This window comes from Lysobacter ciconiae, assembly GCF_015209725.1.
In the GTDB taxonomy this organism is placed as follows: domain Bacteria; phylum Pseudomonadota; class Gammaproteobacteria; order Xanthomonadales; family Xanthomonadaceae; genus Novilysobacter; species Novilysobacter ciconiae.
The window spans coordinates 1182749-1207744 of record NZ_CP063656.1 but is presented as its reverse complement, the minus strand read 5'-3'; the positions used below and the strand labels follow the sequence as shown (position 1 = coordinate 1207744).

The window sequence follows — 24996 nt, the reverse complement described above, 5'->3', positions numbered from 1 at the left end:
CCCGCCCTCCCTCCCGGCTCCGGGGTACGGAGAGGGTCAGGCGGGAGGGACGAGCCGCGAACTGTCAGGCCTCAGAGATCCAGGCCGAAGCCGAAACCGACGGACTTTTGCGAGCCGCTGAAGGCGCCACCAAAACTGACCGTGGCCCGTGAGCCCAGCGGTGCCGCATAACCCACCGACATGGCCGCGTGGCCGCTCTCGAAGCCAAAGCCGGCGGCCAGCTTTCCCTTGCCCCGCGCACCGGCCGCGTTGATCGCCATCTGCGTCGACGCGGCGCTCATTGCTCCCAGACGACCGATGCGCTGGTCCGTGTTGTGGAAGCGGTCATCCACGTCGCGGCGGAATTCGTCCATGCCCACCGACATCTCCGTAACGCGCTGATCGGTGTAGGCATTCGCCGAGGACACAGCTGCGCTACTGCGGGTGTCCGCGTAGCCGTTCGCCGTGGAAAGCGTGGCGGCGTCGCCCGCGTCGGCGTAGCCCTGCGCTGAGGACAGCGTGGCGGCATCGCCAGTGTCTGCGTAGTCCTGGGCAGACGACAAAGTGGCGGCGTCGCCGGTATCCGCGTAGTCCTGCGCAGACGACAAGGTCGCTGCATCGCCGGTGTCCGCGTAGTCCTGTGCTGAAGACAGCGTGGCGGCGTCGCCCGCGTCGGCGATGTCCTGCACCTGCGACTCGGTGATGCTGCCGGCGGAGATGATCTGGCTGTCGACGTAGGCCTGGGCATCCGCCAGCGCCTGCGCGTCACCGGCATTCATCTGGCCCAGGTTGACCGCATCGTTCGCCCCGGTGGCGTCGGCCACATTGACGACCCGACGCTCGCTGCCAGCCGCACCGACAGAGACCGTGTTGGCCTGGTCGGCTACCGAACCCTGACCCAAGGCGACGGCGTCCGAAGCGGTTACCGATGCGCTCTCGCCCACCGCCACTGCGTTGGTCGCCGCCGCGTCGATCACCGTGTTGGCGCCGACCGCGGTGCTGCCGTCGGCATTGACCTTTGCGTTGCCGCCGATGGCGGTGTCGTTGGCGCCCGCCGCGTAGCTGTCACCGCCCACCGCCGTGCCGTGGTTCCCGCCGGCTTCGGCATTGGCGCCCACTGCGACGCCACGCGATCCCGGTGCAACCGTTGCTGGATCCGCCGCGCTGCCGTCGGTGGCGAGGTGGGGGTTGGCCGCACCTCCGCCGGAAACGCCGGCGATAGCCGCATCCAGCTGGCCCTTGTTGACCGCGTCATCCGCGGCCGTGCCATCGGCGAGGTTGTGGATCGCCGTGCCGCCGCTGCCGCCCAGCGTGAGGTCGGTGCGGGACGCGCTATCGTAGGCCACCGCATTGGGGGTTCCGCCCCCGGACAGCCCGGCGATGGCGGCATCCAGCTGGCCCAGGTTCACCGCGTCGGTGTTGTCGATGCCGTCGGCGACGTTGATCAGACGACGTTCGAGGTCGCTGCCGTAAGCGTTGCCCGCAAAATCAAGGTCGCCGGCAGCGTGTCCAAAGGAGACTACGCCGGTACTGCCAGCCACCGACTCGTTGCCCAGGGCGACACTGTTGAGGCCGCTGGCACGGCTGGTCGCGCCCAAGGCCATGGAATCCTGGGCATCGCTTTTGGCGAAGTTGCCGATGGCGACGGCGAACTCGCCGTGGGCTTCACTGCCGTAGCCTGCGGCTATGGCTGCCTGTCCAGTCGCACTGCTGTAGTAGCCCGTGGCCGTACTTCTCGCACCCGATGCGTTGCTGTGCAGACCCGTGGCAGTGCCGCCGTAGCCATCGGCCCGGCTGCGTGCACCCGTGGCGGTGCCGCCAAAGCCACTCGCGCGGCTGTCTGCACCCATGGCGGTACTGGCCTCCCCGCTTGCCTGCGCAGCGCTGCCGAAGGCGCTGCTCTCCAGGCCCGATGCCGAGGCCACTTCGTCGGGATTGATGATGTTGTCGCCGTTCTTGTCGATCCAGCTGCCAACGGCGGTGGCGGATTCCCCAGTGGCGAGGCTGCGCGCGCCAAGTGCGGTAGCGAAATCGGCGTGGGCCCTGCTGCCCGTCCCAACGGCGGTCCCATTCGAACCGGTCGCAGAAGCGGACGCGCCGAGGGCGGAGCTGGCGCTCCCCGAGGCATCGCTGCGGCTACCCACCGCCAGCGAAGACGCGGCTGCACTGCTCAAGGCGCCCAGTGCGGTGGAATTGATGCTTGTCGCCTGTGCCCCGTTGCCGAATGCGCTGCTGTTGGGTCCCGATGCCAGGGTGATTTCGTCGGCGTCTACAATGCCGTCGCCGTTCTTGTCGATCCATCCGCCTACAGCGGTGGTCGCGTCAGCGCTGGCAGCACTGTGGCCGCCGACCGCAACACTGTACTCACCGCTCGCACCGGCGCTGAATCCCACGGTCGTGGCGCCATCGTTGGCGGCCGTTGCACCGTGCCCCACGGCAGTTGCCTCGGGGCTGGCAGCGTCGGCGTCATGGCCGACCGCAACACTTTGGCTTTTGGCCGAGCTGTTGGTGCCGATCGCCGTACTCTCACCGTCGGCGGAGCTGTCGTAGCCGTAGGCACTTGAGTCACCTATGGCCAGGCTGGACACGCCCCCTGCAGTACTCAAGCCGGTTGCGTGAGGCACCGTGGTGTCCATGCCACCGTCGGCGATGAAATACGGCGACGCAAAGCTTTTCATCTGCCCCAGGTTCACCGCGTCGGTGTCGTCGATGCCGTCAGCCACGTGGATCAGCCGCCGATTCAAGTCGGAGTACCACATCCCGCCGGTGATATTCAGGCGCGGATCTCCGACACTGTGCCCGAAGGACACCACGTTACTCTCGCCGGCGTACGAATCGGAACCCAGCGCCACCGAGCCAGCGGCATCGGCGCCGGATTGGGCACCCAGAGCGAGGGAGTCTTCGCCCACCGCGTGGGCAGAGCTGCCGAACGCAGACGCCGCAAACCCGGAGGCTTCTGTCTGGGCGCCTGCGGCAAGAGCGAAGCTACCCGTCGCCTCGGCGTTTGAGCCCAGGGCGGTACTTTGCTCGGCGGTTGCTCCGCTCTGGCTGCCCAGCGCGACGCCCCACCAACCGGTGGCGGTGGCAAGCGCCCCGAGGGCGACCCCACGGTCACCGGATTCAGACGACTTGCCGCATGAGATCGCAAAATCACCCCCTCCCGTGATGGCGCCTGACGGGTTCCCGTCAGTGTCTTCGCAGATCACGTTGTCGGCAGCCCAGACGGGAGAGGCCAGCGCTGACAGCCCCAGCAGCACCGCGATGCTCATGACCGATTGCCTGGCTGTCACCGGCGCACGTCGCACCGTTGCGCCACGCCCCCCCGATGCCAGCTCCGAGGCGACCACCATCTGGCCGCGCGATGCACTCCATATCCTGCTGAAAATCTTGTTCATGCTTTTGTACCCCTCGATCAGTAATCAGGGTCTGCCGGGCGCTGCAAGCGACCGCGCAGACGACTTCGAAAGGGGTTTGCATCTGGAGCACCGAGTGCGTCCATTCCGTAGCCAAACCAGGGCGAGGCCCGTATTACCCCTCTCATTGATGACTACAGAAATCGCGCGCAAAGGAGGACACGGGTTTGCGTGGACGGGTCGCATTGCCTAGATTGGACCGTGTTCCAGGGAGGGGTTCATGGTTTCAAAAACGGATGATCTGGCCGGGGATGTCACCCGTCTGCTCAATGCGCTGCAGCCCGTTGAGGCCTCCGGCGTTGACACCGGAGACCGCGACAAAGTGTTCGCGCGGGTGTACGGGGCGTTGCATCGCATCGCGCGCCACCACCGCTCGCGCTGGCGCGGCAACGAGACGCTGAACACCACCGCACTGGTGCACGAGGCCTATCTGAAACTGGTCAGCAGCGGGGCCAGTTATGAAAGCCGTTCCCACTTCCTGGCCACGGCATCCAGTGCCATGCGCCAACTGCTGATCAACTACGCGCAGCGTCACGCGGCCCAAAAGCGTGGCAGCGGCAATGAAGAGCTGCCGTTGGACGATGTGTCGCTGGTATCGCCGCAACGCAGTGAGGAGTTGTTGGCGCTGGATGAAGCCCTTGACCGACTGCAGCTCATGGACCCACGCGCCGCCCAGGTCGTGGAGTGCCGCGTGTTCGGCGGTCTGAGTGCGGAGGAGACCGCCGAGGCCCTGGGGGTCACCCGCCGCACCGTCAGCCGCGACTGGAGCGCAGCGCGCGCCTGGCTTTATGGTGAACTGCGCGCCGACTTGACCGGTCACGCAGCATGAATAACGGCATGCGGCGATGAGCATCTCTGGCGAGTCGGAGAAACCCACAGAAAGAAACCGCTGGTTGCGTGCAAAGCAACTGTTTGCCGATCTGTCCGCCGTCGCCGTGGACGAGCGGGAGGCATGGCTGGATTCCGCCTGCAACGGTGACCCCGGACTGCGCGCCGAGGTCGATCGCCTGATTGCGCTGGATGCCGACGCGAGCAGCTATTTCGACGATCTTGGCGCCACGCTGGCTCAGGACGAGATTGCTCCCACACGCGTGGGTGCCTATCGCATTGCCGGCGAGATCGGTCAGGGCGGAATGGGGACCGTGTACCTGGGCCAGCGCGATGACGGCCAGTTCGAGCAAACCGTCGCAATCAAGGTGGTACGCGACAGTGTCAGCGAGCGCCTGCTTGCGCGATTCCGGGACGAGCGCCGCATCCTGGCCCAGCTGAAACACCCGGGCATTGCGTATCTCCTCGACGGCGGCAGCCTCGCCGACGGACGCCCTTATTTCGTCATGGAATACATCGCTGGCGAGGAAATCACCGACTACGCGGACCAGAAGCGCCTGGGCGTACGGCGCCGGCTGGGACTGTTCCGCGAGGTGTGCGCGGCGGTTGCGCATGCGCATCGGAATCTGGTCATCCATCGCGACCTGAAGCCTGGCAACGTCATGGTGCAGGAGGACGATCAGGGCCATCCATCCGTGAAGCTGCTCGACTTCGGCATTGCCAGGATCACCGAGCAAGGACTCGGTGATGACGGTGGCGACGCCGTGCGCCGGGGGAATCGCGAACCTGGGTCCAGACCGTTGCCAGCGACTGGCCTCACCGCACGTGCGCCTACCGAATACGGCGACCGGATCCTGACGCCCCGCTACGCCGCGCCGGAGCAGATTCGCGGCGAACCAGCCACGACGTCCTCGGATGTTTACGCACTGGGCCTGCTGCTCCACGAGCTGCTGACCGGCACGCAACCGTTTGGCACTGCCGTATCCACCGCAAAGGACATGCAGGAGGCGATACTGGCAGGCGCACCTGCCCGGCCCAGCGTGAGTGCAAGCCGCATGGATGCTGCCGTCGCCGCGCGCCGGGGCAGCTCGCCCAGGCAGCTTGCACGGCAGTTACGCGGCGATCTCGACAGCATCGTGCTGAAGGCGATCCAGAACGATCCGGAGCAACGCTACCTCTCGGTCGGGCAGATGGCCGAGGACATCAGACGCCATCTTGGCGGCGACATTGTCAGCGCGCGGCACCCCTCCGCCGCCTACCGGAGCAGCGTGTTCCTGCGCCAGCACCGCTACGGTGTCGCAACGACGCTGCTGGCCGTGGGCGCGGGCGTGGTGCTGGCGTCGCTGCATGTGAGCCGCATCACCCATGAGCGCGACCTCGCGCGCACCGAAGCGGCCAAGGCCACGCAGGTCAGCGGACTTCTGGTCAGCATGCTGGAATCGGCCGATCCCGCGCAGGCGCGCGGAGAGGAAACCAGCGTGCGCGAGGTGCTGGACCAGGCCTCGAACCGGATCGGGGGCGAGCTCGCCGGGCAGCCCGACGTGCGCGCCAGGATGGAGGCCATCATCGGCACCGTCTACACCAGCCTGGGAAAATACGACAAGGCGGAAACCTTCCTGACCCGCGCCCTGGACGTGCAACGCACGCGCCAGGGAACCGGTCATCGCGAAACGCTGGAAACGATGCAGGCCATCGCCACGCTGGCCATGCGCCGCGGGAAGAACGAGGAAGCTGAGACCCTCCTTCGGCAAGTGGTTGAGCAACGCCTGGCACAGCCGCATCCAGATCCGATGTTGGTGGCGGCTACGCGCAACGACCTGGGCGCGGCACTGGTCCGTCAAGGCAAGCGTGACGAGGCCGAGTCGGTGCATCGCGCAGCACTTGCATTCGCAACCGAAACGGCACTCACCGAGCCCGAAGTGCAGATGACCGCACGCAACAACCTGGCTGTGCTGCTGGTGGGCCAGGGGAAATTCGGCGAGGCCGAAGAACACTACCGTGATGTGCTGTCGCAGCGGCGCGAGCTGCAGGGGCCTGTCCATCCCGGTCTGGCCAATGTGATGAACAACCTCGGCGTCCTGCTGAGCAAGACACAGCGCTTTGCGGAAGCCGAGGCACTGCTGCGCGAATCCCTGGCGATGAAGCGCAAGCTGTATGACGACAGCGGGCACCCGTCGATCGCACTCGCAATGACCCAGCTGGCCAGTGTCCTCACCAAGCAGAAGCGCTACGACGAGGCGGAACCGATGTACCTGGAGGCGCTGGCCATGCGTCGCAAGTCCCTCAAGCCGGACCATCCGTACATCGCCACCACCCTCAACAACCTGGCCAACCTCTACCGCGAACAGGAGGATTTCGCCCGCGCCGAGCCGCTTTACCACGAGGCGATCGAGATCTGCCGCGAGGGCGCGGGCCCGGAGCATCCATGGACTGCGTCGATGATCCTCAACCTGGGCCAGATGTACCTGAGCGCGGGCAAGCCCGGCCTTGCCGCAGAATCACTTGGCGATGCAGTGCGCATCCGCGAAAAAATCCTTCCCGAAGACCACTGGGAACTGGCCGAGGCCCGAAGCCTGTTGGGCGCCGCACTTGCCCGGCAAGGCAAGCTTGATGCCGCTTCGGGCCTGCTGGATGAGGGCTACAGCGCCCTGCGGAAGGCGCGGGGCGAAGACGATCAACACACCTTGGACGCAAAGAAGCGACTGATGGCGTTGGGCGATGCGGGAGACATCGCAACCCGGTAAGTAATCACGCGGCGCTGGGCACCGCGGAGCGCCGGTTGAACCAGAACCCCGCCGCCAGCACCGTCAGCGTCACCAATTGCGCCAGCACGCTCTGCAGGGTCGGGTAGATGCCCAGCAGCGCGACGCGCGGGATCGAGAGCGTGGATACCGACACCCAGCCCGCTTCCTGCAGGGCGGCGATGCCCTTGCCGGCCAGCACCACGGCCACGACCGCGATCAGGATCGAGCTGATCGAGAAGAACTGTCCGATCGGCAGGCGCTGGCTGAAGCGGAGCATGGCCACCGCGATCACCACCAGCACGGCCGCGCCGAGCCCACCGCCGGCAACGATCGCCATGCCGTTGCCCTGGCTCCACAGCGCGATGTAGAACAACACGGTCTCGAAGACCTCGCGGTAAACCACGACGAAGGAAAGCACGAACAGGAACCACGCCGAGCGTTTGGACAGCGCGTGCGAGAGCTTGTCGTTGATGTAGCGCTGCCACGCACCCGCCTGGCTCTTGCCGTGCATCCAGATGCCGACAAACAACAGCACGACCGCGGCAAACAGCGCGGCGAAGCCTTCGGTCAGCTCACGACTGGCCCCGCTGATGCTGACCACATAGGTCGCCATGAACCAGGTAACGCCGCCGGCCACCAATGCGCTGATCCAGCCGCCATGCACATAGGGCATGACCTCGGTCCGGTTGGCCTTGCGCAGGAACGCGACCATCGCAATCAGGATCAGCAGCGCCTCAAGGCCTTCGCGCACCAGAATGGTGAACGCGCCGACGAAGGCCGACGCGTTGTTGGCCATTTCCGGTTCGAGCGCGTGCTCGGCTTCGGCGAAGAGGCTGTCGACGACCTGCACCTGCTCCTGGACCGCTTCCACGCTGGCGGAAGAACCGATGCGCGAGCGCAACTCGCCCATGGCCGCCTCGATGCGAGCCATCAGGGCACGGTCGCGCGCGGCCAGCAGCGGTTCGATCGGCTCGAAGCCGTCCAGGTATGCGGACAGGGCGAGGTCACGGGCCTTGGGCTGATCGCCGGCGGCATAGGCGGCGACGCTTTCGGCCAGACGGCTGCGGGCGAACGCGAGCTGGCCTTCGGCAACGACCGGTGCGTCCACTGCTTCAGGATGCCGTCGCAGGTAGGCGGTGATGGCCTGGGCGGTTTCCTCACCGACGTCGTTCGCGAGCGCCGCCGGGGTGACCTGGGTCAGCGCCGCCAAGTCCGGGATCGACGCGCGCAACGAAGCGTCCTCGTTCCACAGCTTTTCGCCGGCGCCGGCCTGCGATTCGGGGTAGGCGAACTGGCCGATGTAGAACGACAGCGCCCAGCGCTCGTCGGCTGGCAGGTGGGCGTAACTGGCCATGCTGGTGCCTTCCAGCCCCTGCTCGATCACCTGGTAGAGCGCGAACACGCTGCGCTCGCGCGCACGCCCGCGGTCGGTGAAATCGATCGCCGGGGGATCAAGGCCGACGCTGGCCGGACCGTCGCCGCCGCCGGTGTCGCCGTGGCAACTGGCGCATTGCTGCTGATACAGGCCGGCGGCGACGGCCATGTCAGGCGGGGCGGTCGGTGCGAGCGGGACCGGGTAGGCGGCGATCAGGTCGCTGGCCAGCCCGCGCGACAGCTTCGCGACGGCCTCAGGCGGTTCGTGGGCCGCGATGGCCGCCTGCAGGCGTTCCGCCTCCTCCAGCAGCCGCGGCTGCCCGGCGGTTGCCTCAAGGGACTGGATCCGCTCACGAGCGGACGCGGAGAATTCCACCATCTCCTGGAACTCGGTCGGGTCGACGACCTCGCCATCCGCCACCGCCCCGGCATAGTCCACGGCGATGTAGTCCAGCAATCGCCAAGCCGTCTGCACATCCGCCGTGGACGCGCGGACTTGAAGCGACAGGCACAACAGCACGGAGACGAGCAGGCAACGCAGGACAGTGGGCATCGGGTGGCAACGCGTGGCGGGCGAACACCGATTCTACTGCAGAAATGAGAACCGGTCGCATCTGCGATCACGTCCGCAAGGCGCGGCAGCTATCATTGACGGCTTCCCGAACACGCGAATCCCGATGACCAATCCGCTGCTGAATGTTCGCCAGGGCCCGGTGGCCCGCCTGCGCATGAATCGCCCGGACGTCCACAACGCGTTCGATGCCATGCTGATCGCCGCGCTCACCGGCGCGCTGGATGCGCTGGCCGCCGATGACAGCGTCCGGGTCGTGGTGCTGGAGGGCGCGGGCGCCTCGTTTTCCGCCGGCGCCGACCTCAACTGGATGCGTGGGATGGCGGCGGCGAGCGAGGCGGAGAACCGGGAGGATTCGCTGGCTCTGGCGCGCCTGATGCGGACCTTGAATGAGCTGCCCAAGCCGACCATCGCCCGGGTCCAGGGCGCCGCGTTTGGTGGCGGCGTCGGGCTGGTTGCGTGTTGCGACATCGCCATCGGCGCCGACGAGGCGAAGTTCGGCCTGACCGAAAGCAAGCTGGGCCTGTTGCCGGCGGTGATCTCGCCCTATGTGATCGAGGCCATCGGCGCCCGCCAGGCGCGGCGCTGGTTCGCCTCGGCGGAGATCTTCGGCGCCGAACAGGCGCGGCGCATGGGACTGTTGCACGAAACCGTCGCTGCCGATGAGCTCGATGCTGCGGTGGATCGCCAGGTCGGGTTGCTGTTGAAAGCCGGCCCGATCGCATCGGCCCAGGCCAAGGCGCTGGTGCGCCAGGTCGCCTCGCACACCGACGGCGCCGCCCACGACTCCGACAACGCCGACCTGATCGCCCGCCTGCGGGTATCGCCCGAGGGCCAGGAAGGGCTCACCGCCTTCCTCGACAAGCGCAAGCCGGCGTGGTGCCAGTGAGCACCTTGCCCCACCAGACAGTCGCCGCCACGAGGCCCGCCATGTTCACCAAGATCCTGATCGCCAACCGCGGCGAAATCGTCTGCCGGGTCATCCGCACCTGCCGTCAGCTGGGCATCCGCACGGTGGCGGTGTACTCGACGGCCGATGCCGACGCGCAACACGTGCGCCAGGCCGACGAGGCCTATTGCATCGGCGGTCCGACGCCGCCGGAGAGCTACCTGCGCGGCGAGGCGATCATCGAGGTCGCGACCCGCACCGGCGCCCAGGCGATCCACCCGGGCTACGGGTTCCTGTCGGAGAACGCCGATTTCGCCGACGCCGTCGAGTCCGCGGGCATCGCCTTCATCGGCCCCAAGGCGGTCTCGATGCGCAAGATGGGCAGCAAGGCCGGCGCCAAGGACCTCATGGCCGCCGCCGGTGTGCCGGTGGTGCCGGGCTACACCGGCGAGGATCAGGACCCCGATCACCTGCACGCCGAAGCGGACCGGATCGGCTATCCGCTGATGATCAAGGCGGCGCACGGTGGCGGCGGCAAGGGCATGCGCATCGTGCGCGAGTCGGGCGAGTTCGCGGCCAACCTGGCGTCCTGCCAGCGCGAGGCGAAGAACGCGTTCGGGCGCGACCGCGTGCTGCTGGAGCGCTACGTGGAGAAGCCGCGGCATATCGAGATCCAGGTGTTCGGCGACGACGCCGGCAATGCCATCCACCTCAACGAGCGCGAGTGCTCGGCCCAGCGCCGCTACCAGAAGGTGATGGAGGAATCGCCCTCACCGTTCCTGACCCCCCAGCTGCGCGAGGAGATGGGCGCGGCCGCCGTGCTCGCGGCGAAGGCCATCAACTACGTCAACGCCGGCACGGTCGAGTTCATCGTCGGCCAGGACGGCCGGTTCTACTTCATGGAGATCAACACCCGCCTGCAGGTCGAGCATCCGGTCACCGAAATGATCACCGGCCTGGATCTGGTGGCGTGGCAGCTGCAGGTGGCCGCAGGAATGCCCCTGCCGCTCGCCCAGGCCGGCATCGGTCGCAACGGACACGCGATCGAGGTGCGTCTGTACGCGGAGGATCCGGAAGCCGGCTTTCTGCCCGGCTCGGGCCGCCTGGAGCGCCTGCGCCTGCCTTCACCCGATGCGCACGTGCGGGTGGACTCGGGCGTGGTCGAGGGCGATACGGTGACGATCTTCTACGACCCCATGATTGCCAAGCTGATCGTCCATGACAGCGATCGCACCCGCGCGCTGGCCCGCATGCGTGACGCCCTGTCGCGCTGCGAGATCACCGGGCCGAAGTCCAACATCGCGTTCCTGGAGCGTCTTGTCCGCCATCCGGTCGTGGTCGAGGGCACGATCGACACCGGTTATCTGGACCGGCATCTGGAAGAGTTCCTGTCACCGACCGGACCGGTGGATACCGATCTTTTGCTGGCCGCCGCCACTGCCCGCCTGCTCGCCCAGGAGGCCGACAGCCGGCAGCGCGCCGCGCAGTCGCCGGATCCGGGATCGCCGTGGGCGATTGCCGATGGCTGGCGGCTGGCCCACGGCAGCCAGCGCAGCATGGCGTTCGGTCATGGCGAGCAACGCATCGAGGTCCACGCCAGCGGCAGCAACGGCGAGTACCGATTCGAGCACGACGGCAAGAGCCATCAGGTCGCCGGCGCGCGCCGCAGCTGCAGCGCGTTGAGCCTGCGCATCGGCGATCGCGCGCGCCGTTTCGAGGTGCTGGACCATGACGCGCACGTGGTGGTGCACGACGGCACCCGCCGCCTGCGCCTGCAGCCAATGCCGATGTACCAGCACGAGGCGAGCGGCGCCGGCGCGGCGGCCGACAATGTTGTCGCCCCCATGCCGGGCCGCGTGGTCGTGGTGCGCGCGGCGGCTGGGGACGCCGTGACCGAGGGCCAGGAAGTGATGGTGATTGAGGCGATGAAGATGGAGCTGAGCCTGAAGGCGCCCCGCGACGGCACCGTCGCCGAGGTGCGCGCCGCTACCGGCGACTTCGTCGAAGCCGACGCCGTGCTGGTCGCACTGGAGCCGGCGCCATGAGGCCGACCGTCCGCATCGTCGAGGTCGGCGCGCGCGACGGCCTGCAGAACGAGAAGGCGATCGTCGCGACCGCCGACAAGATCGCGCTGATCGACCGCCTCTCGGCGACCGGTCTGCAGAGCATCGAGGCGACCAGCTTCGTCAGCCCGAAATGGGTACCGCAGCTGGCCGATGCCGCCGAGGTGTTTGCCGGGATCACCCGCAAGTCCGGCGTCCACTACCCGGTGCTGGTGCCCAACGAGCGCGGCTACGAGCGCGCGCTGGCGGTCGGCGTGGAGGAGATCGCGGTGTTCAGCGCGGCCTCCGAGGCGTTCAACCAGAAGAACATCAATGCCTCGATCGCCGAGTCGCTGGCCCGGTTCGAGCCGGTAATGGCGCGCGCGAAGGCCGATGGCATCAGGGTCCGCGGCTACGTCTCCACGGTGCTGGGCTGCCCCTACCAGGGCGAGGTGCCGGTCGCCGAGGTGGTCCGCGTCGCCCGCGAGCTGCACCAGATGGGCTGCTACGAGGTGTCCCTGGGCGACACCATCGGTATCGGCACGCCCGGCAAGGCGCGCGCGATGCTCCGTGCGGTCGCCAGCGAAGTGCCGATGGACGCGCTGGCGGTCCACTTCCACGACACCTACGGGCAGGCACTGGCCAATATCCTCGCCTGCCTGGAGGAAGGCGTCGCCGTGGTGGACTCGGCGGTGTCGGGCGTGGGCGGTTGCCCGTACGCCAAGGGTGCCAGCGGCAATGTCGCCAGCGAGGACGTCGTCTACATGCTGGACGGGCTGGGCGTCGAGAGCGGCGTCGACCTGGCGCTGCTGGCGGAAACGGGGCGGTGGCTGGCGACGCTGCTGGGGCGCAAGACCGGCAGCAAGGTCGGCCGCGCGCTGGCCTGACGGTGACATCACCGATTGATTGCGGCCGCCGGAGCGCATGGCCAAGCGCGCGAGCGGAGACCACACCCGCCTGCACCGAGGCAAATGTCGGTGGACGAATGTCCTAGAATCACGGTCTTTCGTCCGCAGGATCCCGCATGAAGCTTTCCGATACCCGCGCCATCATCACCGGCGGTGTCTCCGGCCTCGGCCTGGCCGTCGCCCGCCACCTGGTCGGCCAGGGCGCGAAGGTCGCGCTGTTTGACGTCAACGCTGACAAGGGCGCGGAGTCCATCGCTGAATTGGGCGAGTCCAATGCGCGTTTCTTCGCCACCGATGTGTCCGACGAAGCACTCGTGGTGGAGAACGTCGCTGGTGCGCGCGAATTCCTGGGCGGCCTCAACGTCGCCGTCAACTGCGCCGGCATCCTGGGCGCCGGTCGTGTGTTGGGCCGCGACGGGCCGATGCCGCTGTCGCGCTTCCAGAGCACGGTGATGGTCAACCTGGTCGGCAGCTTCAACGTCGCCAAGGCGGCCGCCGACCTGATGCAGGGCAACGAGCCGGGCATCGATGGCGAGCGCGGCGTGATCGTCAATACCGCCTCGGTGGCGGCCTACGAGGGCCAGATCGGCCAGGCCGCCTACTCCGCCTCCAAGGGCGGCGTGGTGGCGATGACGCTGCCGATGGCGCGCGAGCTGTCGCGCTTCGGCATCCGGGTGATGACCATCGCCCCGGGCGTGTTCTGGACCCCGATGGTCGACGGCATGCCGGAAGCGGTGCAGCAATCGCTGGCCGCCACGATCCCGTTCCCGTCGCGGCTGGGCCAGCCGGAGGAGTTCGCCGACCTGGTCGCCTACATCCTGGGCAACACCTACCTCAACGGCGAGACCATCCGCCTGGATGGGGCGACCCGTCTGGCGCCCAAGTGATGCCCGGCGGCCGGCGTGCGTCCCGGCTGGCGCGGCGCTGGCCGGCCATCCGTGCACGCGGCATGCGCCGGTTCGTGGTGGTCCGCGGCCTGCTGGTCTGGGGTGGCGGAATGTTCGCGCTGATGGCCGTGCTGATGTGGTCGAAATTCGGCTTCGGCAACCCCCGCTTTGAACTGCTGATCGGCGTCGCCGCGGTGCTGTGCGCGTTTGGTGGCACGGCCTGGGCAGCGATCACCTGGATCCTCAACGAGCGCATCTACCGTGCGCTTCCACCTGCAGAAGAACAAGAATGAAAGCCTACGACGTCAAGAAAGGAAACGTGGTCGAGCACAACGGCACCGTCTACCAGGTGCGCGATATCGAGCGCAGCGCCGCGCAGGGCCGCGGCGGCAACGTCAAGTTCCGCTTCACCATGTACTCGGTGCCCGGCGGCAACAAGTTCGACCTGAGCCTGGGCGGCGACGACGAGCTCAGGGAAGTCGAGCTCAGCCGGCGCCAGGTCACCTACTCCTACAGGGACGGCGACGCGTTCGTGTTCCTGGACGACGAGGACTACACGCCCTACACGCTGGACGCGGCGACGGTCGGCGACGACGCCGGCTACATCGTCGACGACCTGTCGGGTTGCTACGTGCAGATCATCGACGACCTCCCGGTCGGGCTGCAGTTGCCGGCGAGCGTGGCGATGGAAGTCATCGAGACGCCGCCCGAGCTCAAGGGCGGCACGGCGACCAAGCGGCCCAAGCCGGCGCGCCTGTCGACCGGCCTGGAGATCATGGTTCCCGAGTACATCGCCACCGGCGAGCGGGTCTTGGTCAGCACCAGCAGCGGCGAGTTTGCCGGCCGCGCGGACTGAGCGAACGCAACGAAATTCGGCACCTGTCGACATCTGTCGGCATCTGTCGGCGGCTGAGGCTGCGACTGCGCCTGCGGCTGTGACAGGTGACAGGTGACGGGTGACAGGTGACGGGTCGAGTCGGTCGCGTGGCAACGATGCCACGAGCTGCGGCTTACCGCAGTTCCAGCCCGCCCGCCTCGCGGTTGAGCCGACCCATCTGTGTACGCAGCGACTGCAGGTTTTCTGCCGTCGCGGCGAGTTCGTCGCGCACGGCGGTATCCAGCAGCGCCTCCACCCCTGAGGTCAATTGGTTGCCCAATGCCGCCAGGCGCCGGGTTCGGGCGGCGGCGTCGGTTTGCAGCGCGTCGATTTCCGCTGGCTGCGGCAGACCATAGCCCGGCTCGCCGGCGAAGAGCGTGGCCGGTCGACTGAGGAACCCGCTGTCAACAAGGATCTGCTGCAGTGTGGCGTCGACGTCCGCGAACGCGCCCACCTCCGGGTCACTGCGCGAACCCAGGAAACGGCGTTTCAACTCCTGCCGTGCCAACACCAGCTGCCGACGCCGCGCCGACTCTTCCAGCAACAGGAGCGCCGCGGTCGCGCGGGTGCCGGCGTCATCAAAATGGGCGCGGCGGGCGGAAGCACCCAGCGTGAACCAGTCTTCCACCCTCGTTTGCGGCAGCGCCAGTTCGCCGCGCGCGATCTCGAACATGGCCTGGTAGCGCTCGCGCAGGGAGTCGAACCGATAACCGAGCCGGCGCGCTTCCGCGGCGTCCTCAAGCACGCCGGCATCGGCGATATCGGCTCGTTCGAGCTTGCGCAACAGACCCGTCGGCGTGATCGCATCGATACGCGACTGCGCCAGCCGCGGGACACCGTCGTGCAGCAGCTTGAAGGTCTCCACCGCGCAGTTGTTGCTGATGAAGTAATAGCGCCCGTCGTAGCTCCAGTGCAGCCGGGCTGCACGCTCCAGCAGCGCGGCGATCTCGTCACGCTCCAGTTGCAATGGAATGGACTGCAGCCCGCGCAGCTGGTCGCGCGTGTACTCGTCGACCACCTGCGCCAGCGGCAGCACGAACAGGCGCGAGGGATACGACCCCGTCAGGCCGCGCCAGCTGGACAGCTGCACGTCGTCGACAAAGGCACGGAACGACAGCACCACATGGTGATGCAGATCCAGCCGGCAGTCCGGCCCCGGCGGCCGCCCAGGCGCGCACACGACCAGGCGTAGCATGCTGTGGCCCCAGCGGCTCATCGGCTCGCTGTTGCCCTCGGCCAGCAGGTATTCGATCGAGGTCACCCGCGCCGGGTCCAGCGTCGCCAGCGCGGCGCCGTCGCCTGCGATATCGCCGTCGGCATCCACCGCGAGATAGGTGAAGCCCGGTGAGCAGTCCTCGTGCGGCGGTGCCCAGCCGAAGTGCGCGCTGAAATAGCGGTGCAGCGCCGGGCGGCGGCAGGCGTACTCCGGGTCCAGCAGGAAGTGTTCCAGGTTGACCGCGAGGAACTCGCGCGGGCTGGTCAGCTCATACGGATCGGGCGTTCGGTCAACGAACGGGTTCTCCGACGCGCGCGCACGCGGCCGCTTGACCTTGACCTGCCAGCCGGCGAGATCCAGCAGACGCGGATCCGCCGAAAGCCCCGTGTGGCGGTCGTGGAAATGCGCCACCTCGTGCAGCAGGGTCGCCATTATCTCGGTGCGTGCGCTCCGGCCTGCGGCAGATGGATGCGGTGTTTGCTGCGCCGGATTGGCGCCGTAAGCGACGCGGTTCTGCGACGCGTCCACCTCGTCGGACGAAGCGGCAAGTTCCGCCTCCAGAAGTGGCAGCAGTCGCCGGTTGAGCAGCAGCGCCCGGGACCGCGCGCGGCCGGTGGTCGCATGCGGCAACCGGTCGCTCCACCGAACAGTAAGGGTCTGGTCTGTCTGCGCCAGCAGTGAGGGAGGCAAGCGGGTAAGCGCGTCGTCCAGCAGACTTTGGGTGGCGGCCACCTGCTGTGCGCTGAGCCCGTCGGAATCGAGTTCCAGCCGCAACCCGGCGTGTGCGGCGCCCCACGGGCACCACAGTCCCGCCGCCAGCACCAAGCCACACAGCCGCAGTATCCCACTGGCAATACGGTTCACACCAAGCGCCTTATCCGTCGCAACGATGTGTGGCCGTGCAGAAACGCCTAAGACGCGAAAACGTACCGCGGCCGCAAATCACACGCACCCCAAGACGCCGATCAGAACGCGAGGATCGCCTGCGCCAGCGCGAGGTCACTGGCACCCTCCGCCTGGAGCAGTTCGGCGCGCAGCAGTGCCAGTGCCGCCTCCAGCTGGACGCCGCGGATCGCGCCGTCGCTGGCGACGAAGCTCGCCGCATCATCACGGGCAGCCAGCACGATGCGGTTGTCGCTGAAGGACCCGCTGCTGGCCGACACGCCGTTGGACGTTCCCTTCACCGCGCCGCTGATCGCGTCGGAGGTCGTGGACGTGGCGGACGCAAACGCGCCGGCGGAGGCAGTGCAGAGCACCAGAACAGCGAGCAGGCGGAATCGGATCATTGGCGGAAGTCTCGTGGCGGAAAAGAGCGTTGCGCGCAGAGGGTACCGCTGCAGCGCGCGATCCGCATGCCCGGCGCAGCGCAAAGCCACCTACGCCGCGGGTCGGCTGTCGAACAACTTGCCGGGATTCATGATTCCCGACGGGTCGAGCACCTGGCGAATGCCGCGCATCACTGCGATCTCCTCCGCGCTGCGGGTGCTCTCCAGCCACGGCTTCTTGACCAGTCCGATGCCGTGCTCGGCGGAGATACTGCCGCCATGTCGCTGGAGGATGTCGGCCAGCGTGTCGGTGACCTCGCTGCAACGCGCGACGAACTCCGTCTCCCCCATGCCCTCGGGGGTGAGCACATTGATGTGCAGGTTGCCATCTCCGATATGGCCGAACCAGACAACCTCGAAGCCGGGGTAGCCCGCCGCCAGCAACGCTTGCGCCTCGGCCAGGAACGCCGGCATGGCCGAGACGCGCACCGAGACATCGTTCTTGTAGGGACGGAACGCGGCCAGGCTTTCGGTGATGCCTTCGCGCAGGCGCCACAGCTGCGCGGCCTGAGCGTCACTGCTGCTCAGTACGGCGTCGCTGACCAGTCCCGTCTCCGCGCAGGCTTCGAACGCGGCCAGCGCGGCGGCTTCCTGCGCCTCGTCGGCCGCCTCGAATTCGGCCACGACGTAGTAAGGATGGACCTCGGCAAAGGGGGCCTGCGCGCCATGCGCCAGCACGTGCGCCAGCGCGCGGTCGGTAAAAAACTCGAACGCCTCCAGCGCGAGATGGCTGCGCAGGATCGCGAACACGTCCATCAGCGCCTCGAAGGACGGCAGCGCCAGCAACATGACGTTGGTGGGCGCGGACGGCGCCGTCAGTCGCAGGGTGGCCTCAACCACGATCCCCAGCGTGCCTTCCGAACCGATGAACAAATGGCGCAGGTCATAGCCACTGGAGTTCTTGATCAACGACCGGTTGAGCTCAAGCAGGTCACCGGCGCCGGTCACCACCTTCAGGCCGGCGATCCACTCGCGCGTGTTGCCGTAGCGGATCACCCGGATGCCGCCCGCGTTGGTCGCGATGGTGCCGCCGATGGAGCACGAGCCGCGCGAGGCGAAGTCGACCGGGTAGGCAAGCTCGTGCTCGCGCGCGGCGTTGTGCACCGCCTCCAGCGGGGTGCCGGCCTGTACCGTCAGCGTGCGGTCCACCGCGTCGAAGCCGAGCACCTTCGCCATGCGCTCCAGGCTCAGGACCAGTTCGCCATGCGCGGCCACGGCACCGCCGGACAGCCCGGTGCGCCCGCCCGACGGCACGATCGCCACGCCTTCGACACGCGCCCAGCGCACGATCGCCTGCACCTGCTGCGCCGATTCGGGAAACGCGATCGCCAGCGGCGCCGGGGTCCAGCGCCGGGTCCAGTCGCGGCCGTAATGCTCCAGGTCGGCGGGATCGGTTTTGAGCATCAGGCCGGGCACGGCGGCAAGCAGGGACGCGATGACTGCAGAATTCATTGTGGCCAGGGCTTCAAGGACGACGCATCCAGCGTGCCAGCAGGCCGTCGGCCGCGTCCAGTGCTGCGTCGCAGCAATCACACGCCGTTTCTGCGATATTCGGGGTCCACGTTTCCGCCCCGCAGCCGCCGTGACCATGAAAACGTCCTACCCCAAAACCGACATCCGCGTCCTGTTGCTGGAGGGCGTCAGCCAGAGTGCCGTGGATCGATTCCGCGAGTCCGGATACTCGCAGATCGTGCTGCACGACAAGGCCTTGCCCGACGACCAGCTCAAGCGCGAGATCGCCGAGGCGCACATTGTCGGTATCCGCTCGCGCACCCACCTCACCGCCGACGTCCTCGCCCATGCCCAGCGCCTGATTGCAATTGGCTGCTTCTGCATCGGCACCAGCCAGGTCGACCTGCATGCGGCCGAGCTGGCGGGCATCCCGGTGTTCAACGCGCCCTACTCCAACACCCGCAGCGTCGCCGAGCTGGTGATCGCCGAGACCGTCATGCTGCTGCGTGGCATCCCACAGAAGAACGCCGCCTGCCATCGCGGCGGCTGGATCAAGAGCGCGGCCGGCAGCCACGAGGCGCGCGGCAAGACCATCGGCATCGTCGGCTACGGCCACATCGGCACGCAGGTCGGGGTGATCGCCGAGGCGCTGGGGATGCACGTGTTGTTCCACGACATCGAGGACAAGCTCAGCCTGGGCAACGCGCATCCCACGGCCAACCTGGAGGACCTGCTGGAGCGCAGCGACGTGGTGACCCTGCACGTGCCCGAGACTCCGGCCACGCGCAACATGATCGGCGCCGCGCAGATCGCGCGGATGCGTCCGGGTGCGCACCTGATCAACGCCGCGCGCGGCACGGTGGTCGACGTGGACGCGCTCGCCGCCGCGCTCCGGGACGGCCGACTCGGAGGCGCGGCGGTCGACGTGTTCCCGGTCGAGCCGGGCAGCAACCAGGACCTCTTCAGCAGCCCGCTGGTCGGGATCGACAACGTCATCCTGACGCCGCACGTGGGTGGCAGCACGCTGGAGGCGCAGGACAACATCGGCGTGGAGGTGGCGGCAAAACTGGTCCGCTACAGCGACAACGGCACCACCCTGTCGGCGGTCAACTTCCCCGAAGTGACGCTGCCGGGGCATGAGGGCAGCCTGCGCTTGCTGCACATCCATCGCAATATTCCCGGTGTGCTGTCGCGGATCAACGAGATCTTCGCCCAGCTCGGGCTCAACATCGACGGCCAGTACCTGCGCACGAATCCGGAGGTCGGCTACGTGGTGATCGACGTGAGCGCGACCGGCGCGCAGGGCGACGAGCTGAAGAGCCTGCTGAAGGCGATCCCCGGCACGCTGCGCACGCGCATCCTCTACTGATCGTTTCCATGGCGTTGCAGCCATTTGCGCGCCATGCGCTGCAACGCGGCGTCGTAGGTGCCGGCGCCGTCGCCACCACTCGCGATCCGTTGGATGTCCCGCCACGCCAGATCCAGTGATTCGGCGCTGACCACGTACTGCTCATCGTCGCCGGCGTGCACGACGTAGCGGGCGTCGTAATGCCAGTGGCCCGGCACGTCGCCGCGCGCGGGTATCCAGTGCCGGTCCAGATCGAACAGTTCGCGCTCCATGCGCAGGCCCGGCAGTCCCGACTCCTCCTGCGCTTCCAGCAGCGCCACCGCCGCCAGGTCCCGCTCGCCGTCGGCATGGCCGCCCAGTTGCAGCCAGCGCTCCAGCTTGCGGTGATGGGTCAGCAGCACGCGCGTGCCGCGGCGGTCCACCAGCCACGCCGATGCGGTGAAGTGACCCGTCAGGCGTGAGCGTGAAAACGGATCGTTACGGTCCTCCAGCAGGCCCTGGAAGCGCGCGACGACCGCGCCTTCGTCCGGCCATCGCCGACCGTAGTCGTCCAGCGCCTGCAACAGGTCCCGGCATGGGTCACGAACTGGATTCGGCATGCGCAACGGCACTTCCCGCGGGATCAGGACGCCGATTATGACGGCTTCACAGGGCCCACAAATTCGGCTTGCCGGTGCTTTCGGGACTGCGGTAAGGTGACCGGTCGCTTGCCCGAACGCAGCCGCGCAAGGTGACGCAGCACCGCCCACGCCGCGCGCCAGTCGTTGGGGTTCCCATGCTCAAGAATCTGTTGATGACCAAGCCGATCCAGCCGGCGGGTCACGTCGATGCCGGGGAGCCTGTGGAAGGCAACCTGGAGGGCGAATCGCACCTGCGCCGGACGCTGACGGCTACCCAGTTGTTGCTGCTGGGCGTGGGCGCGGTGGTCGGCGCCGGCATTTTCGTGCTCACCGGCCAAGCGGCAGCCGAACACGCCGGACCGGCGATCATGCTCAGTTTCGTGCTGGCCGGCATTGCCTGTGCATTCGCGGGTCTTTGCTACGCCGAGTTCGCCGCCATGCTGCCGGTGTCCGGCAGCGCGTACTCCTACTCCTACGCCACCCTTGGCGAAGGCGTGGCCTGGTTCATCGGCTGGTGCCTGGTGCTGGAATACCTGTTCGCGGCCTCGACGGTCGCGGTGGGCTGGTCGGGTTACCTGAATGCATTTCTGCGCACCTTCGACTTGGCGCTGCCCGCGCAACTGGCCAGTGCGCCTTTCACCGTGGTCAATGGCGAACTGGTGCGAAGTGGCGCGCTGCTCAACCTGCCGGCGGTGTTCATCATCGCGGCCATCAGCGGCGTGGGCTATGTCGGCATCACCCAATCGGCGTTCGTCAATTCGGTCGTGGTGGCGATCAAGGTGACGGTCATCCTGCTGTTCATCGCGTTTGGCGCGCAGTACATCGACGTTGCCAACTGGCAGCCGTTCATCCCGGAAAACGAAGGCCCCGGCCGGTTCGGCGCCAGCGGGGTGGTGCGCGCGGCCGCCATCGTGTTCTTTGCCTATATCGGCTTCGACGCGGTCTCCACCGCGGCCGGCGAAGCCAGGAACCCGCAGCGCGACATGCCCATCGGCATCCTCGGCTCGCTGGTGGTGTGCACGATCCTCTACATCCTGGTGTGCGCGGTGCTGACGGGGATCATGCCCTACCCGCTGCTGGCGACGCCCGAGCCGGTCTCCACCGCGCTCGACAACTATCCGGACCTGCACTGGTTGCAGATGGCGGTGCAGGTAGCGGCGATTGCCGGCCTGTCCTCGGTGATCCTGGTGATGCTGATGGGCCAGCCGCGGATCTTCTACACCATGGCGCGCGACGGCCTGTTGCCGGCGTTCTTCGGCAAGGTGCACCCGAAATACCACACGCCCTACGTCGGGACAGTGCTGGTCGGCATCGTCGCTGCGGCGCTGGCCGGGTTCCTGCCGATCAACCTGCTCGGCGAAATGGTCTCGATGGGCACCCTGCTGGCGTTCGCGACCGTCTGCGCTGGCGTGCTGATCCTGCGCCGGACGCGGCCCGACCTGCCGCGTCCGTTCAAGGTGCCGATGGCCGGAGTGATCTGCCCGCTGGGCGTGGTTTCCTGCCTGTACCTTTTCGTCCAGCCCTTTTCCGAACATTGGGATCTGTTGCTGAGCTGGATCGGTATCGGTCTGTTCATTTACCTCGCCTACGGCTACCGTCACAGCACGCTGCGCCACCCCAAGGTCTGAAGCATGACGAAAACCGCGGTTCGAACGCCTTCACTGTTCCAGGCAGTGCTGCCCCTGATTTTCCTGGTGGTTTCACTGGCGACCGGCGTCTACCTGTTTTCCGACAATGCCTCCTCGGGTGCCAACCAGGTCTCGCTGATGCTGGCCGGCGCGGTCGCGGCGATCATCGGCATCCGCAACGGACTGAAGTGGGAGGACATCCAGGAAGGGATGGTCCACGGCATCTCGCTGGCGATCGGACCGATCTTCATCCTGCTGGCGGTGGGCGCGCTGATCGGCACCTGGATCCTCAGCGGCACCGTGCCGACGATGATCGTCTACGGCCTCAAGCTGCTCCATCCGTCCTACTTCTATCCCGCCGCGTGCCTGATCTGCGCGATCGTTGGGCTGGTGATCGGCAGCTCGTGGACCGTCGCCGGCACCCTGGGCGTGGCGCTGATCGGCGTCGCCCAGGGACTGGACATGTCGCCGGCGGTGACCGCGGGCGCGGTGATCTCGGGCGGCTATTTCGGCGACAAGATCTCGCCGCTGTCGGACACCACCAACATCGCCCCGGCGGCGGCCGGCAGCGAGCTGTTCTCGCACATCCGCCACATGCTGTGGACCACGGTACCGAGCATCGCCATCGCCCTGATCCTGTTCACCGTGATCGGTCTGGGCGAGGCGCGTGAGCTGGTGCCGGGGCAGGCCTTCGGCGACCTGCCGCAGGTGCTCGGTGAGCAATTCTCGCTGGGCCTGCATCTGTTGATCCCGATGGTGGTGGTGTTCGCACTCGCCGTCACCGGTTTTCCGGCCTATCCGTCGATCCTGATCGGCGCTCTGCTGGGCGGCGTGTTCGCGGTGATCTTCCAGCCCGACGTGGTGCTGCAGCTGGCCGACAACGAGTCCCTGTCGCGGCCGATGGCCCTGCTCGCGGGCGCCTGGACGGCGATGTTCGACGGCTACCACGGCCAGACCGGCGTGGGTCCGGTGGACGACCTGCTCAGCCGCGGCGGCATGATCAGCATGCTCAACACGATCTGGCTGATCATCTGCGCGATGGGCTTTGGCGCGGTGATGGAACGCGCCGGTCTGCTGGAAAGGATGATCCGCAGCGTGCTCAAGGCCGCCCGATCCGCCGGCTCGCTGATCGCCGCCACCCTGGCCACCGCCATCGGCGCGAATATCGTCGCCGCCGACCAGTACATGGCGATCGTGCTCACCGGCCGGCTGTTCGCGCCCGAGTACAAGCGCCGCGGCCTGGCGCCGGTCAACCTGTCGCGCGCGCTGGAGGACGGTGGCACGATCACCTCCCCGCTGGTGCCGTGGAACACCTGCGGCGCCTACATGGCCGCCACCCTGGGCGTGGCGACCATGGACTACCTGCCGTACGCCTTCTTCAACCTCGTCGGCCCGCTGGTGGCCGTCGTTTCCGCCTACGCCGGCTTCAAGATCCTGATGTTGCCGCGTGCCGCAGGCGCGGCGCCCGCACCTGCGCCGGCCGCCTGAAAACCCCCAACCAAGGTATTGCTTGAATGGAAAAGACCTCGATCCACGGCATGTGGTCCTCGCGAACCGCGTTCATCCTCGCGGCTACCGGCTCCGCCGTCGGTCTGGGAAACATCTGGCGCTTCCCGTACCTGGCTTCCGACAACGGCGGCGGTGCGTTCGTGCTGGTGTATTTGATGTGCATCGCCCTGGTCGGCCTGCCGATCCTGATCGCGGAGATCCTGATCGGCCGCCACGGCCGGCGCAGCCCGATCACCACGCTGGTCGCGCTGACCCGGGAAACCGGGGCGGCCAAGGGCTGGATCAGCATCGGCTGGATCGGCATCGTCGCCGGCATCCTGATCCTGAGCTTCTACAGCGTGGTGGGCGGCTGGACGCTGCACTACAGCTGGCTCTACCTGAAACAGGCGTTCGGCGGGGCCCACATCACCGACCCGGCGGCGACCTTCGGCGACCTGTTGGCGCATCCGTGGGAGCTGGCCGGCTGGCATGCGGTGTTCATGGCCCTGACGGTCGGCGTGGTCGGCCTGGGCGTGGAGAAGGGCCTGGAGCGCGCGGTGCGCTTCCTTATGCCGGCGCTGCTGCTCACCCTGCTGGCGCTGGTCGCCTACGGCGCGACCACCGGCCACCTGGGCAAGGCGGCCAGCTTCCTGTTCCAGCCCGATTTTTCCAAGGTCAACGCCGGCATGATGATGGCGGCCATGGGCCAGGCGTTCTTCTCGCTGAGCCTGGGCATGTGCACGATGATGACCTACGGCGCCTACCTGCCCAAGGACATCTCGATCCCCAAGACCGGCGCCATCGTCGCCCTGGCCGATACCGCGATCGCCCTGCTCGCCGGCCTGGCGATCTTCCCGATCGTGATCGCCTTCGGCATCGACCCGCACGGCGGCGGCCCGGGGCTGATCTTCACCTCGTTGCCGCTGGCCTTTGACGTGATGACCGGCGGTGTCGTCTACGGACTGATGTTCTTCGGCCTGCTGTTCGTGGCCGCGTGGACTTCGTCCATCTCGCTGCTGGAGCCGGCGACGGCGTTCCTGGTCGAGCGCCGCGGAGTCGCACGCAAGCGCGGCTCGCTGATGGTCGCCGCGCTGTGCTGGGTGATCGGCCTGGCCACCGTGTTCTCGTTCAACATCTGGTCGCACGTGCGCCTGCTCGACCGCGACCTGATGGGTCTGATCGAGCTGGTTGCCAACGACATCATGCTGCCCCTGGGCGGCCTGCTGATCGCGCTGTTCACCGGCTGGGCGCTGAAGGAGACCGTGCTGCGCGAGCAGCTTGCTGGCATGTCGCCGGCGGTGTTCACCGCGTGGCGCTGGACGGCACGCGTGATCGCGCCGTTGCTGGTGCTGATGGTGCTGCTCAACGTGGTGCTCTAGCCAGCGGCGGGCACCGCGAGTGCCGGCA

The 24996-nt window shown here is 67.5% G+C and carries 18 protein-coding genes; 12 read left to right on the top strand and 6 right to left on the bottom strand.

The features are described from left to right. Positions 1 to 71: 71 nt before the first annotated feature. A complete protein-coding gene (locus INQ41_RS05570) occupies positions 72 to 3374 on the bottom strand; it encodes an ESPR-type extended signal peptide-containing protein (protein ID WP_193986914.1) in 3303 nt (1100 codons plus the stop codon). Positions 3375 to 3612: 238 nt separating this feature from the next. On the opposite strand from INQ41_RS05570, the gene INQ41_RS05565 reads away from it, so the two are divergent. Both INQ41_RS05565 and INQ41_RS05560 read left to right on the top strand, forming a co-directional pair. After that, positions 3613 to 4221, top strand: coding sequence for an ECF-type sigma factor (locus INQ41_RS05565; RefSeq protein WP_193986912.1), 609 nt, complete (start codon positions 3613 to 3615; stop codon positions 4219 to 4221). Between the two features lie 16 nt (positions 4222 to 4237). After that, entirely contained in the window at positions 4238 to 6964 is a 2727-nt protein-coding gene (locus tag INQ41_RS05560; protein WP_193986910.1) for a serine/threonine-protein kinase, read from the top strand. A gap of 4 nt (positions 6965 to 6968) precedes the next feature. Here INQ41_RS05560 and INQ41_RS05555 read toward each other — a convergent pair whose 3' ends face one another. Beyond that, complete coding sequence (locus INQ41_RS05555) at positions 6969 to 8891, bottom strand: cytochrome c/FTR1 family iron permease (RefSeq protein WP_193986908.1); 1923 nt, start codon at positions 8889 to 8891, stop codon at positions 6969 to 6971. Positions 8892 to 9015: 124 nt separating this feature from the next. Between INQ41_RS05555 and INQ41_RS05550 the strand changes: the two genes are divergently transcribed. The 6 genes from INQ41_RS05550 to efpL all read left to right on the top strand — a co-directional run bounded on the left by INQ41_RS05550 (position 9016) and on the right by efpL (position 14491). After that, a complete protein-coding gene (locus INQ41_RS05550; RefSeq protein WP_193986907.1) occupies positions 9016 to 9798 on the top strand; it encodes an enoyl-CoA hydratase/isomerase family protein in 783 nt (260 codons plus the stop codon). A gap of 41 nt (positions 9799 to 9839) precedes the next feature. Continuing rightward, positions 9840 to 11843 (top strand): acetyl/propionyl/methylcrotonyl-CoA carboxylase subunit alpha, encoded by a 2004-nt coding sequence (locus tag INQ41_RS05545; protein ID WP_193986905.1) that lies wholly within the window; start codon positions 9840 to 9842, stop codon positions 11841 to 11843. Next, positions 11840 to 12727 carry a hydroxymethylglutaryl-CoA lyase gene (locus INQ41_RS05540; protein WP_193986903.1) on the top strand — a complete coding sequence of 296 codons (888 nt, stop codon included), beginning with the start codon at positions 11840 to 11842 and terminating at the stop codon, positions 12725 to 12727. Before INQ41_RS05545 ends, INQ41_RS05540 begins: the two co-directional genes overlap by 4 nt. Before the next feature lie 137 nt (positions 12728 to 12864). Next, entirely contained in the window at positions 12865 to 13635 is a 771-nt protein-coding gene (locus INQ41_RS05535) for an SDR family NAD(P)-dependent oxidoreductase (protein ID WP_193986902.1), read from the top strand. Continuing rightward, positions 13635 to 13928: a hypothetical protein gene (locus INQ41_RS05530; RefSeq protein ID WP_193986901.1), complete on the top strand. Its 294-nt coding sequence runs from the start codon at positions 13635 to 13637 to the stop codon at positions 13926 to 13928. Before INQ41_RS05535 ends, INQ41_RS05530 begins: the two co-directional genes overlap by 1 nt. Further along, entirely contained in the window at positions 13925 to 14491 is a 567-nt protein-coding gene (gene efpL / locus INQ41_RS05525) for an elongation factor P-like protein EfpL (protein ID WP_193986900.1), read from the top strand. Before INQ41_RS05530 ends, efpL begins: the two co-directional genes overlap by 4 nt. Positions 14492 to 14645: 154 nt before the next feature. Here efpL and INQ41_RS05520 read toward each other — a convergent pair whose 3' ends face one another. From INQ41_RS05520 to INQ41_RS05510, 3 genes are all read right to left on the bottom strand, one after another. Next, positions 14646 to 16592 carry a DUF7844 domain-containing protein gene (locus INQ41_RS05520; protein ID WP_228076714.1) on the bottom strand — a complete coding sequence of 649 codons (1947 nt, stop codon included), beginning with the start codon at positions 16590 to 16592 and terminating at the stop codon, positions 14646 to 14648. Positions 16593 to 16693: 101 nt separating this feature from the next. After that, positions 16694 to 17014, bottom strand: a complete 321-nt coding sequence (locus INQ41_RS05515; RefSeq protein ID WP_193986899.1) for a DUF2388 domain-containing protein — start codon at positions 17012 to 17014, stop codon at positions 16694 to 16696. A gap of 90 nt (positions 17015 to 17104) precedes the next feature. Beyond that, the gene (locus tag INQ41_RS05510) at positions 17105 to 18505 is read right to left on the bottom strand and encodes an FAD-binding oxidoreductase (protein WP_193986898.1); all 1401 of its coding nucleotides are present in this window, start codon (positions 18503 to 18505) and stop codon (positions 17105 to 17107) included. Between the two features lie 136 nt (positions 18506 to 18641). Here INQ41_RS05510 and serA point away from each other — a divergent pair, with 136 nt between their 5' ends. Continuing rightward, positions 18642 to 19874, top strand: coding sequence for a phosphoglycerate dehydrogenase (gene serA / locus INQ41_RS05505; RefSeq protein WP_193986897.1), 1233 nt, complete (start codon positions 18642 to 18644; stop codon positions 19872 to 19874). On the opposite strand, the gene INQ41_RS05500 is transcribed toward serA, so the two are convergent. Beyond that, on the bottom strand, positions 19868 to 20452 hold the full coding sequence (locus INQ41_RS05500; protein WP_193986896.1) for an NUDIX hydrolase: 585 nt from the start codon (positions 20450 to 20452) through the stop codon (positions 19868 to 19870). The two genes, serA and INQ41_RS05500, sit on opposite strands and share 7 nt — an antisense overlap. Before the next feature lie 176 nt (positions 20453 to 20628). Between INQ41_RS05500 and INQ41_RS05495 the strand changes: the two genes are divergently transcribed. From INQ41_RS05495 to INQ41_RS05485, 3 genes are read left to right on the top strand one after another with little or no spacing between them, the layout of a single operon-like run. Beyond that, complete coding sequence (locus INQ41_RS05495) at positions 20629 to 22101, top strand: amino acid permease (protein ID WP_193986895.1); 1473 nt, start codon at positions 20629 to 20631, stop codon at positions 22099 to 22101. 3 nt (positions 22102 to 22104) lie between these two features. Continuing rightward, on the top strand, positions 22105 to 23589 hold the full coding sequence (gene nhaC / locus INQ41_RS05490; RefSeq protein ID WP_193986894.1) for a Na+/H+ antiporter NhaC: 1485 nt from the start codon (positions 22105 to 22107) through the stop codon (positions 23587 to 23589). 26 nt (positions 23590 to 23615) lie between these two features. Next, entirely contained in the window at positions 23616 to 24968 is a 1353-nt protein-coding gene (locus tag INQ41_RS05485; protein WP_193986892.1) for a sodium-dependent transporter, read from the top strand. Positions 24969 to 24996: the final 28 nt, after the last annotated feature.

Coding starts and splice junctions, on each gene's coding strand:
- INQ41_RS05565 (WP_193986912.1), top strand. CDS start 3,613: ATGGTTTCAAAAACGGATGATCTGGCCGGGGATGTCACCCGTCTGCTC.
- INQ41_RS05515 (WP_193986899.1), bottom strand. CDS start 17,014: ATGATCCGATTCCGCCTGCTCGCTGTTCTGGTGCTCTGCACTGCCTCC.
- serA (WP_193986897.1), top strand. CDS start 18,642: ATGAAAACGTCCTACCCCAAAACCGACATCCGCGTCCTGTTGCTGGAG.
- nhaC (WP_193986894.1), top strand. CDS start 22,105: ATGACGAAAACCGCGGTTCGAACGCCTTCACTGTTCCAGGCAGTGCTG.
- INQ41_RS05535 (WP_193986902.1), top strand. CDS start 12,865: ATGAAGCTTTCCGATACCCGCGCCATCATCACCGGCGGTGTCTCCGGC.
- INQ41_RS05540 (WP_193986903.1), top strand. CDS start 11,840: ATGAGGCCGACCGTCCGCATCGTCGAGGTCGGCGCGCGCGACGGCCTG.
- INQ41_RS05485 (WP_193986892.1), top strand. CDS start 23,616: ATGGAAAAGACCTCGATCCACGGCATGTGGTCCTCGCGAACCGCGTTC.
- INQ41_RS05495 (WP_193986895.1), top strand. CDS start 20,629: ATGCTCAAGAATCTGTTGATGACCAAGCCGATCCAGCCGGCGGGTCAC.
- INQ41_RS05570 (WP_193986914.1), bottom strand. CDS start 3,374: ATGAACAAGATTTTCAGCAGGATATGGAGTGCATCGCGCGGCCAGATG.
- INQ41_RS05560 (WP_193986910.1), top strand. CDS start 4,238: ATGAGCATCTCTGGCGAGTCGGAGAAACCCACAGAAAGAAACCGCTGG.
- INQ41_RS05545 (WP_193986905.1), top strand. CDS start 9,840: ATGTTCACCAAGATCCTGATCGCCAACCGCGGCGAAATCGTCTGCCGG.
- INQ41_RS05530 (WP_193986901.1), top strand. CDS start 13,635: ATGCCCGGCGGCCGGCGTGCGTCCCGGCTGGCGCGGCGCTGGCCGGCC.
- INQ41_RS05510 (WP_193986898.1), bottom strand. CDS start 18,505: ATGAATTCTGCAGTCATCGCGTCCCTGCTTGCCGCCGTGCCCGGCCTG.
- INQ41_RS05500 (WP_193986896.1), bottom strand. CDS start 20,452: ATGCCGAATCCAGTTCGTGACCCATGCCGGGACCTGTTGCAGGCGCTG.
- efpL (WP_193986900.1), top strand. CDS start 13,925: ATGAAAGCCTACGACGTCAAGAAAGGAAACGTGGTCGAGCACAACGGC.
- INQ41_RS05555 (WP_193986908.1), bottom strand. CDS start 8,891: ATGCCCACTGTCCTGCGTTGCCTGCTCGTCTCCGTGCTGTTGTGCCTG.
- INQ41_RS05550 (WP_193986907.1), top strand. CDS start 9,016: ATGACCAATCCGCTGCTGAATGTTCGCCAGGGCCCGGTGGCCCGCCTG.